This window comes from Pseudomonas sp. ACN5, from assembly GCF_002303975.1.
Lineage (GTDB): Bacteria > Pseudomonadota > Gammaproteobacteria > Pseudomonadales > Pseudomonadaceae > Aquipseudomonas > Aquipseudomonas laurylsulfatiphila.
The window spans coordinates 483,226-496,716 of record NZ_MRCP01000002.1 but is presented as its reverse complement, the minus strand read 5'-3'; the positions used below and the strand labels follow the sequence as shown (position 1 = coordinate 496,716).

Annotated in this window: 13 protein-coding genes; 6 read left to right on the top strand and 7 right to left on the bottom strand. The window is 59.8% G+C overall.

From position 1 onward, the window contains the following. Positions 1-71: 71 nt before the first annotated feature. The 3 genes from BSF40_RS05535 to phoB form a co-directional block, all read right to left on the bottom strand. Entirely contained in the window at positions 72-1,412 is a 1,341-nt protein-coding gene (locus BSF40_RS05535; RefSeq protein WP_007975205.1) for a hemolysin family protein, read from the bottom strand. A gap of 122 nt (positions 1,413-1,534) precedes the next feature. Further along, positions 1,535-2,821 (bottom strand): phosphate regulon sensor histidine kinase PhoR, encoded by a 1,287-nt coding sequence (phoR, locus tag BSF40_RS05530; protein WP_219735705.1) that lies wholly within the window; start codon positions 2,819-2,821, stop codon positions 1,535-1,537. An 80-nt stretch (positions 2,822-2,901) separates the two neighbouring features. Next, complete coding sequence (gene phoB / locus BSF40_RS05525) at positions 2,902-3,591, bottom strand: phosphate regulon transcriptional regulator PhoB (protein ID WP_015097384.1); 690 nt, start codon at positions 3,589-3,591, stop codon at positions 2,902-2,904. A 153-nt stretch (positions 3,592-3,744) separates the two neighbouring features. Between phoB and BSF40_RS05520 the strand changes: the two genes are divergently transcribed. Then, entirely contained in the window at positions 3,745-4,128 is a 384-nt protein-coding gene (locus BSF40_RS05520; RefSeq protein ID WP_095964350.1) for a hypothetical protein, read from the top strand. 60 nt (positions 4,129-4,188) lie between these two features. Here BSF40_RS05520 and ubiA read toward each other — a convergent pair whose 3' ends face one another. Together ubiA and BSF40_RS05510 are read right to left on the bottom strand one after the other, a co-directional pair. After that, positions 4,189-5,079 carry a 4-hydroxybenzoate octaprenyltransferase gene (ubiA, locus tag BSF40_RS05515; protein ID WP_095964349.1) on the bottom strand — a complete coding sequence of 297 codons (891 nt, stop codon included), beginning with the start codon at positions 5,077-5,079 and terminating at the stop codon, positions 4,189-4,191. Further along, on the bottom strand, positions 5,079-5,642 hold the full coding sequence (locus BSF40_RS05510) for a chorismate lyase (protein WP_095964348.1): 564 nt from the start codon (positions 5,640-5,642) through the stop codon (positions 5,079-5,081). Before BSF40_RS05510 ends, ubiA begins: the two co-directional genes overlap by 1 nt. 199 nt (positions 5,643-5,841) lie before the next feature. Between BSF40_RS05510 and BSF40_RS05505 the strand changes: the two genes are divergently transcribed. The 5 genes from BSF40_RS05505 to BSF40_RS05485 all read left to right on the top strand — a co-directional run bounded on the left by BSF40_RS05505 (position 5,842) and on the right by BSF40_RS05485 (position 9,881). Then, positions 5,842-6,012, top strand: coding sequence for a rubredoxin (locus BSF40_RS05505; RefSeq protein WP_007975200.1), 171 nt, complete (start codon positions 5,842-5,844; stop codon positions 6,010-6,012). 18 nt (positions 6,013-6,030) lie between these two features. After that, on the top strand, positions 6,031-7,179 hold the full coding sequence (locus BSF40_RS05500) for an NAD(P)/FAD-dependent oxidoreductase (protein WP_095964347.1): 1,149 nt from the start codon (positions 6,031-6,033) through the stop codon (positions 7,177-7,179). Between the two features lie 194 nt (positions 7,180-7,373). Continuing rightward, positions 7,374-7,649 carry an HU family DNA-binding protein gene (locus BSF40_RS05495; protein ID WP_003195589.1) on the top strand — a complete coding sequence of 92 codons (276 nt, stop codon included), beginning with the start codon at positions 7,374-7,376 and terminating at the stop codon, positions 7,647-7,649. Positions 7,650-8,015: 366 nt separating this feature from the next. After that, a complete protein-coding gene (locus tag BSF40_RS05490; RefSeq protein WP_095964346.1) occupies positions 8,016-8,402 on the top strand; it encodes a helicase in 387 nt (128 codons plus the stop codon). A 159-nt stretch (positions 8,403-8,561) separates the two neighbouring features. After that, positions 8,562-9,881, top strand: a complete 1,320-nt coding sequence (locus BSF40_RS05485) for a delta-60 repeat domain-containing protein (protein WP_095964345.1) — start codon at positions 8,562-8,564, stop codon at positions 9,879-9,881. Positions 9,882-9,929: 48 nt separating this feature from the next. On the opposite strand, the gene BSF40_RS05480 is transcribed toward BSF40_RS05485, so the two are convergent. Both BSF40_RS05480 and recG read right to left on the bottom strand, forming a co-directional pair. Then, positions 9,930-11,330, bottom strand: coding sequence for an aminoacyl-tRNA deacylase and HDOD domain-containing protein (locus BSF40_RS05480; protein ID WP_095964344.1), 1,401 nt, complete (start codon positions 11,328-11,330; stop codon positions 9,930-9,932). A gap of 78 nt (positions 11,331-11,408) precedes the next feature. After that, the gene (gene recG, locus BSF40_RS05475) at positions 11,409-13,484 is read right to left on the bottom strand and encodes an ATP-dependent DNA helicase RecG (protein WP_095964343.1); all 2,076 of its coding nucleotides are present in this window, start codon (positions 13,482-13,484) and stop codon (positions 11,409-11,411) included. Positions 13,485-13,491 lie beyond the last annotated feature (7 nt).

Sequence of the window (13,491 nt, the reverse complement as noted above, 5' to 3'; positions counted from 1 at the left end):
CAGTTGAAATGCATTCCAGTGTGGGAGCGAGCTTGCTCGCGATGGTATCGACTCGAATCCGGATATCTCGATCAGTCCAGCATCAACACCTTGGCCAGGACGATCTTCGGCCCCTTCATCTTTTTGATGATGATCCGCAGGCCTTCGACTTCCAGCACTTCTTCCTCTTCCGGAACGCGCTTGAGACTCTCATAGACCAGCCCTGCAAGGGTTTCGGCTTCGACGTGGTCGAGGTCGATGCCCAGCAGTCGTTCAACCTTGAACAGTGGCGTATCGCCCCGGACCAGCAACTTGCCCGGCTGATACGCGAGGATCCCGCGCTCTGCCTTGCGGTGTTCATCCTGGATGTCGCCCACCAGCACTTCCAGCACGTCTTCCATGGTCAGGTAGCCGATGATGTTGCCGTCGGCCTCTTCGACCACGGCGAAGTGCGAACCGCCCTTGCGGAACTGCTCCAGCAACTGCGACAGCGGCATGTGCCGCGACACGCGCTCCAGCGGACGGGTCAGTTCGGCGAGGTTGAACGACTCGGGAATGTGGTCCAGCGCTGCCAGTTCCAGCAGCAGATCCTTGATGTGCAGCAGGCCGACGAACTCCTGGCGTTCGCTGTCGTACACCGGATAGCGGCTGAACTTGTGGCGACGGAACATTGCCAGGATCTGCTTGAGCGGTGCGTTGAACTCCAGGGTCACCAGGTCTTCGCGGGAGTTGGCCCAGTCGACCACTTCCAGTTCGCCCATCTCCACCGCCGAGGCCAGCACGCGCATGCCTTGGTCGCTCGGGTCCTGGCCACGGCTGGAGTGCAGGATCAGTTTCAGCTCTTCACGGCTGTAGTGATGCTCGTGATGCGGGCCGGGTTCACCTTGCCCTGCAATGCGCAGGATGGTGTTGGCGCTGGCGTTGAGCAGGTAGATGGCCGGGTACATGGCCCAATAGAACAGGTACAGCGGCACGGCGGTCCACAGCGACAGCAATTCGGGTTTGCGGATCGCCCAGGATTTCGGGGCGAGCTCACCGACCACGATGTGCAGGTACGAAATGATGAAGAACGCGGTGAAGAACGAGATGCCTTTGACCACTTCGGCCGATTCAACGCCGACAGCGCTCAACACCGGCTCAAGAATGTGGGCAAACGCGGGCTCACCGACCCAACCCAGGCCCAGGGAGGCGAGGGTGATACCCAATTGGCAGGCCGACAGGTACGCATCGAGCTGACTGTGCACGGTGCGCAGGATGTGCCCGCGCCAGCCGTTTTTGTCAGCGATGGCCTCGACCCGGGTCGAGCGCAGCTTGACCATGGCAAATTCCGCCGCAACGAAAAAGCCGTTGAGCAAAACCAGGATCAGAGCAAAAAGAATCATGCCGAAGTCGGCGAAAATTGTAGCGAGGGTCAAGCCAGGGGAAGGGTCCATGATGGAGTTTTGCGGGTTCCGTGTATTCGAGAGGGAAGAAAATCCGCGCCTGAAGGGCAGGCGCAAGTCAGCCAATGTAGCGGCTGACCGGCCAGTTGCCTAGTGGCGCGTGCTGGCCGGTATCAGTCGGCGGTGCTGATAACCCGTGATTTGGTGACCTGAGCCGGGGCAAAGTGGCAGGTAAAGGTACTGCCGTGGCCCGGTACACTGCTGATTTCCATCCGTGCCCGATGACGTAACAAAACGTGTTTGACGATCGCCAGCCCCAGGCCGGTGCCACCGGTATTGGAGTTGCGGCTGGAGTCGACGCGATAGAAGCGTTCGGTCAGGCGCGGCAGGTGTTTGCTATCGATACCGATCCCGGAATCCTGCACGCTCAGGTGCGCCCCCTGGTCATCGCCCCACCAGCGAATGCGGATGTTGCCTTCGGCCGGGGTGTATTTCACCGCGTTGAACACCAGGTTGGAAAACGCGCTGCGCAACTCCGCCTCGCTGCCCTTGAGCAGAATCATCGGGTCGGCGTCCAGGGTGATTTTCTGGTTTTTCTGGCCGGACAACTGCTGCGCATCGCTCTTGATCGATTGCAGCAAGCCGTCGATCGGCACCGGCTGGTTGTCCGATGGATAATCGGTGGCTTCCAGCTTGGCCAGCAACAACAGGTCGTTGAGCAGGGTCTGCATGCGCCCGCCTTGTTGCTGCATCTGCTGCAAGGCACGGCCCCAGCGCGGGTTCACCTCGTCGACGTTATCGAGCAGGGTTTCCAGGTAGCCGCAGATCACCGTCAACGGCGTGCGCAGTTCATGGGACACGTTGGCGATGAAGTCTTTGCGCATTTGTTCAAGCTGATGGATGCGTGTCACATCGCGCACCAGCATCAAGTGTTCGTTGTTGCCGTAACGGGTGATGTACAGCTGAATGCGCACGCGGTCGTTGGTCGGCGAAGGAATTTCCAGCGGCTCGGCGTAGCTGTCTTGCTCGAAGTATTCCTTGAAGCGCGGATGGCGCACCAGGTTGGTCACCGGTTGGCCGCTGTCTTGCGGGGTCTTGAGGCCCAGCAGGGTTTCGGCGGCGCGGTTCCACCACTCCAGGTTGCCGTCGGTGTCGAGCATGATCACCGCATCCTTGAGCGCGGCGGTGGATTCCTGAACCCGGTCGATCACCGCTTGCAGGCGCCCGCGTACCCGTTGGTCGCGGCGCTGCAGGTGGTAGATGCTGTCGAACACCTCGCCCCACAGGCCGTAGCCGTCGGGCGGCGCTTCATCGGGTTTGTGCAGGCGCAGCCACTCGTGCAGACGCAGCAATTGCTTGAGGGTCCAGGCCAGGTAAAGACCCAGGCCTGCGGCGAGGCTCCAGCCGTAATAGCCGGTGATCAGGCCGATCACCAGGCAGGCGGTGACCAGTAGCAGCATGTGGCGAATCAGGGTGCCATGCCAGTTTTGGTTCACTTGACGCGCGTCCTTGTCAGCTTGTCGGGCGGTAAGGGTCCGGGTCAGGCTTTGGTAGAAAAGCGGTAACCGGTGCCGCGCACGGTTTGTACCAGATTTTCGTAAGCATCGCCGAGGGCTTTGCGCAGGCGCCGAATGTGCACGTCGACGGTACGCTCCTCGACATAGACGTTGCCGCCCCAGACCTGATCCAGCAACTGGCCACGGGTGTAGGCGCGCTCCTGGTGAGTCATGAAGAATTGCAGCAGGCGGTATTCGGTCGGGCCCATCTCGGCGGGACGACCGTCGATGGTCACGCGGTGGCTGATCGGGTCCAGCAGCAGGCCGCCGACTTCGATTGGCGCCTCGCCATCGGTCGGGCCGGTACGGCGTAGCACGGCCTTCAGGCGCGCCACCAGCTCACGGGGGGAAAACGGCTTGGTGATGTAGTCGTCGGCGCCGACTTCCAGGCCCTGGATCTTGTTGTCCTCTTCACCCTTGGCGGTGAGCATGATGATCGGGATGTCCCCGGTCAGTTCATCTCGCTTGAGGCGACGGGCCAGCTCGATGCCGGAGGTGCCGGGCAGCATCCAGTCGAGCAGGATCAGGTCCGGTTTGCGGTCGACGATAATGGCGTGGGCCTGCTGGGAGTTTTCCGCCTCCAGGCAGTCATAGCCGGCCATTTCCAACGCAACGGCGATCATTTCGCGAATAGGCGCTTCGTCGTCGACGATCAGAATGCTCCTGCCAACCATGCCCAAAATCCTCTTGTCATTTAACTGTCTTGCGCCGCATTAGATAACGGAATTATTGCAGTCGTGTGACAGTATTTTAGTCGACCGGCGATTGGCTGGATCCTGGGCTAAGCTCTAAGTCCGGATCCTGACAACCACAAGAGGAAGGTTTCCATGAACTACATTGCTCAATCCTGGAAGGCTTTGCTGGTCACTGCTGCGTTAACGCTGCCGACACTGGCCTTTGCCGCCGACCCGGCGATGATGAAAGACGGCATGATGGTCGACCATAAGGGCATGACTTTGTACACGTTCGACAAGGACACTGGCGGCAAGTCGGTGTGCACCGGCGAGTGTGCAGAGTACTGGCCGCCGCTCAAGGCAGAGGCGGGTGCCAAGGCTGAAGGTAAATGGACCGTTATCAAGCGTGACGACGGGACCATGCAATGGGCCTTTGACGGAAAACCGCTGTACTACTTCCAGAAGGACAAGGCACCTGGAGAAATGAAGGGTGACAAGATGAAGGACGTCTGGCACGTCGTTCGCGAGCATATGTAACACGACAAAAAGATCGCGGCCTGCGGCAGGAGCTGCCGCAGGCCGCGAGCTTTTCAACGGTCAACGCAACCCGTAATCCAGCACAATCCCGACGAAAATAGCCAGGCCCGCCCAGTGATTGTGCAAAAACGCCTTGAAGCAACGCATCCGGTCCTTGTCGCGGGTGTACCAGAACTCCCACGCAAAGCAGCCCGCCGCCACCAGTAATCCGAGGTGGAACCAGCCACCCAGGTCGAACTTCGAACCCGCCAGCAACAGGCAACCCAACGCCAGTCCTTGCAGAGTCAGGATGATTGCCCGGTCCGCATCGCCGAACAGGATTGCCGTGGATTTCACACCGATCTTGAGGTCGTCATCGCGGTCGGTCATCGCGTAATACGTGTCGTAACCCACGGTCCACAGCAGGTTGGCGATCCACAGCAGCCATGCGGCAGCCGGCAATTCACCGGTTTCTGCGGTGAACGCCATCGGCATCCCCCACGAAAATGCGGCGCCCAACACCACTTGCGGGTAATAGGTGTAGCGCTTCATGAAGGGGTAACTGAACGCCAATGCCAGGCCGCCCAGCGACAGCCACACGGTCGCGGCATTGGTGCACAGCACCAGCAGGAAGCTCACGCCCATCAGCAAGGCGAAGAACACCAGCGCCTCTTTCGAGCTGATCTTGCCGCTCACCAGCGGGCGCTGCTCGGTACGCTTCACATGACCATCGACCTTGCGGTCCGCCCAGTCGTTGATCACGCAGCCACCGGCGCGGGTCAGCACTACGCCCAGGACGAAAATCACAATGTTGGCCAGGGACGGCGAACCCTTGCCGGCAATCCACAGCGCCCACAGCGTCGGCCAGAGCAGCAGGTAAATGCCGATCGGCTTGTCCATCCGCGTCAGCTGAATGAAGTCCCAGGCCCGAGGGTTCAAGCGGTTCAAGGACTTGAGCAGGCTTTGGTACATCAGAGGTTCTCCGATTGGGCGCGTGCGGCGTCCCACAGGGAAGGCAGGAAGATTTCGGCCACCAGGACACTCAACGCGCCGCGGTCAAAACGTGAACGGCGGCCCCATAGATCCGGTGCCCGCACCTCGCCCGGCAGCCATTCTTGAGGATAATGACAAACCTCGATGGCCCGACGCTGAAACGCCTGATCGCAGAACAGCAATTCACCCAGGGAGCGGCTGCCCAATTCGTCCATGTGCAAGCCGTCGCCTTGCAATGCACTGCGTGCCGCTACGCTGCGGGCGAACACCCAGGCTTCACCATGACCGCGCAGATACACCTCGCGCACCCAACCTTCACTGCCGTCGGCCAGGTCCAGCGCTGCGCATTCGTCGGCGCGCAAGGTTTGCCAGCCCTCGAACATCGGCGAGACGCTGAAGGCATCATTCGACAGATGAATCAGACGTCGGGTGAGCGAGCCTTCGTCGAACAGCCAGTCCAGGATGGAAGCATCGGGGAGGGGCGCCAGTTCGCTGCGCGAGAGCCAGAGAGGAGCTGGAGAGGGGGATTCTGTGTGTTGCACAATGAGTCATTATTGGCAGCAAATGAGGCGGCGAGCTTAACATGTCAGCCACCGATATCGATTGAATTGGCCTGCCGTTGCGCTGAACACGCTTGCATCCGGCGGCACCGATCAGTACAAAACGCGCTGAGTTGGACGGCAGTGCTACAACCATCGACCGTCCGGCCGGCAAAACGCCTGAACCCTGAGGAAGTACCTGATGAAAAAGTGGCAATGTATCGTCTGCGGCCTGATCTACAACGAAGCCGACGGTTGGCCGGATGACGGCATTGCGCCGGGCACCCGTTGGGAAGACGTGCCGGAAGACTGGCTGTGCCCGGACTGCGGTGTGGGCAAAATGGATTTTGAAATGATCGAAATCGCTGCCTGAATAATTGAGGAGTAAGGAATGAACGCACCTGTCGTCATCATTGGCACCGGTCTGGCTGGCTACAATGTCGCCCGCGAGTTTCGCAAGCTCGACAGCGAAACCCCGCTGCTTTTGATTACCGCCGATGACGGGCGCTCCTACTCCAAGCCGATGCTCTCCACCGGCTTCGGCAAAAACAAGGATGCCGACGGCCTGAGTATGGCCGAACCCGGCGCCATGGCCGAACAACTCAAGGCCGAAATACGCACCCACACGCGCATCAGCGGCATTGACCCGGGCCACAAGCGCCTGTGGATCGGTGAAGAGGCGGTGATGTACCGTGACCTGATCCTGGCCTGGGGCGCCGAAACCGTGCGCGTGCCCATTGAAGGTGACGCGGCGGATTGCGTATTCCCGATCAACGACCTGGAAGATTACGCACGCTTCCGTGCAGCGGCTGCCGGCAAGCGCCGCGTGCTGCTGCTCGGCGCCGGCCTGATCGGCTGTGAGTTCGCCAACGACCTGACCCTGGGCGGTTACGAAGTGCAACTGGTTGCTCCGTGCGAACAAGTCATGCCGACCCTGCTGCACCCGGCGGCTGCGGCAGCGGTGCAGGCTGGCCTGGAAAGCCTCGGTGCACGTTTCCACCTCGGGCCGGTGCTCAACCGCCTGCAACGTGTGGCGGACAGCCTGGAAGCTCACCTGTCCGATGGTCAGGTGATCCCGTGCGACGTGGTGGTCTCGGCCATTGGCCTGCGCCCGCGTGTCGACCTGGCGGCTGCGGCCGGCCTGCAGGTCAACCGCGGCATCATGGTCGACCGGCACCTGAAGACCTCCCATGCCAACATCTACGCCCTGGGCGATTGTGCCGAGGTCGATGGGCTGAATCTGCTGTACGTGATGCCCTTGATGAGCTGTGCGCGAGCGCTGGCGCAAACCCTGGCCGGCAACCCGACTGCCGTCACCTATGGCCCGATGCCGATCACCGTCAAAACCCCGGTGTGCCCGCTGGTGGTATCTCCGCCGCCACGGGGTGCAGAAGGCATCTGGACCGTCGAAGGGCAGGGCGCCGACATCAAGGTTTTATGCCGCGATGCTGCGGGCAAGCTGCTCGGTTATGCCCTCACCGGTGCCGCCGTGATGGAAAAACTGGCCCTGAACAAAGAGCTTCCAGCCCTGTTGGCATAAATACCGGTCGTTCTGTCGGAATCACCCCCCTTTTGCCCTAACAATGGCCGCGCCGATACTGGCGCGGGGCCTCACTGCGTGCCATCCTCACTCCCGTCTGCCGCAGAGTAGAGCACCTGCGGCGCTTTTGGCGCTGCTCCACAGAGAGCAGCACGGACATAACAACAACAAACCGTCAAAGGGGCTTCACTCACATGCGTAAACCAGACCTCGCTGCAGCCATTGCTGAAAAAGCAGACCTCACCAAAGAACAAGCCAACCGCGTTCTCAACGCCGTTCTTGAAGAAATCACCGGTGCCCTGCACCGCAAAGACAGCGTGACGCTGGTGGGCTTCGGCACCTTCCTGCAACGCCATCGCGGTGCCCGCACCGGCAAAAACCCGCAAACCGGTGAGCCTGTCAAAATCAAGGCCAGCAACACCGTTGCGTTCAAGCCAGGCAAGTCGTTGAAAGACAGCGTTAATCCGTAAGCCGTTTTCGCCTCTCGCGTAGCGGGGGGTGGAATAAAAAATGGGCACGCCAACCAGGGTTGGGTGCCCATTTTTTGTACCTGAAATACCGCCTTGGAGCCGGCTTGCTGGCGATGGCGTCAGTGAGGGCGCTATCGCGAGCAAACATCGTCGGCGAGATGGCGCAGGGTTGAAGATCAAAAGATCGCAGCCTTCGGCAGCTCCTACCGATTGTGTTTCGTTTGAAGGTGGTGTGGATAATTGTGACTTGGTAGTCATCGTGAGGGTAATGGTTCTGATCTTCTTCTAACGCAAGTAGATAGTGGTGTTATCGCCTGAAGCCGTTAAACTGCCCAGGCCGTTCATTTTCCTTCTGAGGCTGTGCGCATGAAATTTCGTTTTCTGCTGTGGATGCTGGGTTTGTTGATGGGTAAGGCCAGCCGGACCAATCCGGCGTTTCAGCAGCAGTTGGGTGACAAGGACCTGGTGTTTCAGCTGCAGACCCTGGACGGGAAAGTGGCGCGGCATTTCCGCGTGAAGGACCAGCGCATCACCAGCCAATCGGGTGTGCATGCCGAGCCTGCGTTTGCGATTGCCTTTAAAGATGCCGCGTATGGCTTTGCCACGATGCAGGCGAAGAACAAGCAACTGGCGTTCATGACCGGGATTCAGGACAAATCGATTCAGATCAAGGGCAACCCCGCGCTGGTGATCTGGTTCCAGGGGCTGACCAAGTATTTGAAGCCGAAGAAAAAGCCTGTTGCTGTTCAATGACAGCCATAAAGGTTGTTGTTTCGGACTAATCTCCGTCGATTTTAGTTCGAAGAAGACTAAATGACTGTCATTCCTGACAGGTCACAGTTGCGCTTGTTGCGTGCTCCACTGTGCTGAGCATTGGGTAGTTCAGCCTTACTACACACGTGGAGTGCGATCATGAGCCAGATGCAGAGTGAAACAGTGACAGCAGGAACACTTGACCCGTCCTTTGGTAAAAATGGTGTAGTGGAAATAGAAGAGTGGAGGGCTGTTTTATATTCGGTTCTTCCGATGAATGGAAAGCTGATTTGTGCCGATCAATACCGGCGTGATGGTGTTGGTGTTGTGTCGATGAGGCTAAGGCGAATGGATGATCGTGGAGTCTTCGACACTTCTTTTGGCGACAATGGGTCGACGATCTTGCCAATTCACTGGAGCGTAGCCCCTAGATGTGGACTATTTCCATACTCGGAGGGCAAATTCCTTTTGAAAGGTACGTACCTTGATGAAATGGGGCAGCGAGATATGGTTGTTGCTCGGCTGAATAAGGATGGCCAGCTGGATACTGATTTTGGAGAGGAGGGTTATAAAAAAATAGACCCCTATAGACTGTTCTCTCGTGACGCAGCGTCATTACGCTCCCGGAAGTCATTCCCCCCCCGAAAAAATGTCGACAATACAAGTGAAGCAAAAAGTTTAACCATGGCAGCCGGATATATTGGCGGTTCTGTGTGCGTGCAGAAAGATGGCAGGATTCTTGTCGCGCACAGTGGGATTTACGGCCAGGACAATGGTCGATACTGGGTACGTGGATTGCTGATTCGACTTACGCCAGACGGCAAATATGACACGACCTTTGGTGATGGCGGTAAATTATTGATCAACCTTGATGGCCTTGATCATGAAGTCATCAGCATTGCGCTAACGGATGAAGAAAAAATTCTGGTGTTTGGTAGTTATCTTGAGGATGACTCTGAAAATGCAGCCTTAAACGCTTTTGTCATTCGTTTGGAAAAGGATGGGAAGAGAGATCGCAGCTTCAATGGTCAGAAGTTCGTTATTAAGAATGACGAACTAAAGCATATTAGGGCCGGGACAATTTCAGTCAGGAACAGCGATGGTGCGATTGTAGTGGCTGGCTCCGCTGCCAAGACTCATGATTTTGGTTTGCCATCTACCCCCTGGATTGCAGTTCTAAACGCCAATGGGTCTCCCAATTTTGGGTTTAATGCTGGCAAGCCATTGTTCTCCAGCATATTGCCCGATGGGGGGGGTTGGCAAAACTGTGCCTGGCAAGAGAATAACAACACAATCCTGGTTGCAAGATCAGTGGCAGCACGCTATTTGCCCACTGGTCAGCTTGATACTTCGTTCAACGGTAAGGGCTGGTTCGACCATAAAGGCATGTATAACCACATGGCGCTGACAAAGGACAGCAAGTTGGTTCTTATCGGGTACGCGGGGGGGTATCCGTTTGTTTTGCGTAGCCTGTTATAAAATCCAAAGCTGAAGTCGGCCCTATCGCGGGCTAGCCCGCGATGCTTTTCAGCCTTGGGTGAATTGCGACGCCAGTTCGCGCAGCAGCACTTCAGCCTCCAGCACTTTGCTGACTACGTCGTCGGCCTTGGCGCGGCTCAGGCCGAGGCGTTCCAATAGTGCGTCCGGGATGCCTTCGTCGGGGCCGGAGCCGATGCCTCGGCTGCGCAGCAGGCGCACCGACAGGCAGACCAGGTTCGGGTATTCGGCGTAGGTGCCGTCGTAGGCCGGGTCGTGCTGGAAGCGCAGCGCGGTGGACAGCTCTTCGGGCATGTCCCAGTAGCGCATCAGCCACGAGCCGATCTGTTCACGGCTGATGCCCAGCAGGTGTTGTTCCACGAAGCTGTGGCACAGGTGCGGGTTGACCTCCAGGTGGCGGCAGATCAGTGAGAAGTGTGGCGGGAACACGTGGGCCAGCAGCAGGTAGCCGAAGTTGTGCAGCAAGCCGGCCAGGTAGGTCAGGCCTGCTTCCGGGCGCTGGGTGCGTGGCATGGCGCGGGTCAGGCCTTCGATGACGGCGGCGGTGTAGATGGATTGCTGCCAGTACGGCGTGGTTTGTTGCGGGTGGTCCTTGGGCAGGCTCAGGGTTTTACCCAGGGCCAGGCCCAGCGCCAGGTTGATCACCAGGTCGAAGCCCAGCACGCGCACGATGGCGTCTTCCACGGAACGGATCTTGCCCGGCGAGGCGTAGTACGGCGACGCTGCCCAGCTCACGACTTGCGCGGCCAGCGCCGGGTCGGTTTCGACCACGCCGGTGATGTCGTCGATAGTGGCGTTGGGGTCGACACGCAGCTTGATGATCTTTTGCGCGGTTTCAGCCAGCGGCGGAATCTCGATGGTCTCTTCCAGACGCTGCTGGATGCGCCGCGCGGTAAACGCCTGGACGGCCTGGGTGATTTCCTTGCGGTCGTCATCGGGGCGGTCGAGGTTCGGACGGATGCTGGTCAGGTTTTCGCCGAAGTTGGCGGCGCTGGCCTTGGTCAGCATGGTCTTGAAGTCTTCGCTGGAGACTTCCAGCAGCACGCCCGGCTCACCAGAGTTGATCAGCAACTTCGGCTCACGCAGCAGGCTTTCGTCGTACAGGCAGGGTGAACTGGTCAGCACCGGCAGGCCCGGCAGCAAGCTGAGGTTGTGCTTGCCGAGCATTTTTGTCAGGCGTTCGGTGGGCACGGCAGTGAGGCGGCGACCGGTGAGTTCGGTCAGGCGATTGAGGTCCAGCAACTGGCTCTGCGGGAACAACACCATCAACGCGCCGACGCTGTCATCGAGCAGAACGGCCTGCACTTTGCGTGCGGCATTGAGGCCGTGATGGTCCAGCACTTCTTCGTAGGCAATGGCCAACTTGCCCAGCATCAGCCGAATAACCGACGGAGCGTGCGGGGTATCGGGTGCGAAGGCAACGTCGGTCATGGTCTGTATCCGTGATTAAACAATTGCAGGAGTATAACCAGCTTGCCTAAAGCCACGCCTCAGAAACTGTGACGCTTGTCACACTTGGCCGTATTGTTGGCCATGACGCAGCCATCGGTCGAGTAACGGGCTGACATGGGTCGGCCAGCGTTCGAGCAATGCCTGGGCGGCATCGCGTACGGCGGGTAGCAAATCGGCATCGCGCATCAGGTCGGCGACCTTGAATTGAAGCAGACCGGTTTGGCGGGTGCCGAGCATTTCGCCGGGGCCGCGCAATTCCAGGTCCTTTTCGGCGATGACAAAACCATCGTTGGTTTCGCGCATGATGCCCAGGCGCTGGCGGCCGATCTGCGACAGCGGCGGATGGTAGAGCAGCACGCAATGGCTGACGGCGCTGCCCCGGCCGACGCGGCCGCGCAACTGGTGCAGTTGCGCCAGGCCCAGACGCTCGGGGTTTTCGATGATCATCAGGCTGGCGTTGGGTACGTCCACGCCCACTTCGATCACCGTGGTTGCGACCAGCAGTTGCAGGTTTCCGGCCTTGAACTCGGCCATCACCGCGGCTTTTTCCGCAGGTTTCATGCGGCCGTGGATCAGCCCGACCTTCAGCTCGCCGAGGGCGGCGGTGAGGTCCTCAAAGGTGGTTTCGGCGGCCTGGCAGGTCAGCTCTTCCGACTCTTCGATCAGCGTGCATACCCAATAGGCTTGTCGCCCTTCGGCGCAAGCGCTGCGCACCCGTTCGATGACTTCGACCCGCCGGGTGTCGGTGATCAGCACGGTGTTGACCGGGGTGCGGCCGGGGGGCAGTTCGTCGAGGATCGAGGTGTCGAGATCGGCGTAGGCGCTCATGGCCAGCGTGCGCGGAATCGGCGTGGCGGTCATGATCAACTGGTGCGGACACATGCGTCCGCCGACGCCTTTCTGCCGCAGGGCCAGACGCTGCTGCACGCCGAAACGGTGCTGTTCGTCGATGATCACCAGCGCCAGGTTCTTGAATTGCACTTCGTCCTGGAACAGCGCGTGAGTGCCGACCACCATAGGCGTGCCGCTGGCGATTTGCTCCAGCGCGGCGGTGCGGTTCTTGCCCTTGAGCTTGCCGGCGAGCCATGCGACTTCAATGCCCAGCGGCTCGAGCCAGCGCTTGAAGGTGATGAAGTGCTGCTCGGCGAGAATCTCGGTAGGCGCCATCAGTGCGACCTGATAACCGGCCTCCAGCGCTTGCAGGGCGGCAAGGGCGGCAACCACGGTTTTGCCAGCGCCGACGTCGCCCTGGATCAGCCGCAGCATGGGCTCGTGCTGGCTGAGGTCGTAGGCGATTTCGTTGCCGACCCGTTGCTGGGCGCCGGTCGGGCTGAAGCCGAGATTGGCCAGGTATTTGGCCGGCAGCTGGGTGGCTTTGGGCATCGCCGGCGCACGCAGGGCGCGCATGCTTTCACGAAGGCGCTGTTGCGACAGTTGATGGGTCAGCAGTTCTTCGAAAGCCAGGCGGTGTTGTGCCCAGTGATGGCCGAGGGCGAGTTCATCGACGTCGGCATCGGCGGGCGGGTTGTGCAGGTAGCGGATTGCATCGGCCAGTGGAGCCAGTTGGTAGTCGCGGGCCAGCTCGTTGGGCAGCCAGTCGGGCAGGCTGCTGGGGCCCAGCAGGGTGAGGGTCTGCATGCACAACTGGCGCAGGCGCTGTTGGGTCAGGCCTTCGGTGAGCGGGTAGACCGGAGTCAGGGTTTCATCCACCGGCGGTGGTTCGTCGCCAGTGATGGCGCGATATTCCGGGTGGTAGATTTCCAGCCCCGAAGCACCGGGCCGTGCCTCGCCGTAGCAGCGAATCCGCGTGCCGCGTTTGAGGCCTTCCTTCTGTGCATTGCTGAAATGGTAGAAGCGCAGGCTGAGTCCGCCGGTGCCGTCCTGCAGTCGCACCACAAGGCTGCGCCGACGGCCCATGACCACATCGGCACCGCTGACCGTGCCTTCGATGACCGCATCCTGCCCGGGTCGCAGCGCGCCGATCGGGACCACGCGGGTGCGGTCCTGATAGCGCAGGGGCAAGTGAAACAACACGTCCTGGAGGTTTTCCAGGCCGACCTTGGCCAGTTTCTCGGCCATGGCTTCACCGACACCCTTGAGTGCCGTCACCGACACTTGCGACAACTCGCTCATGACCGTC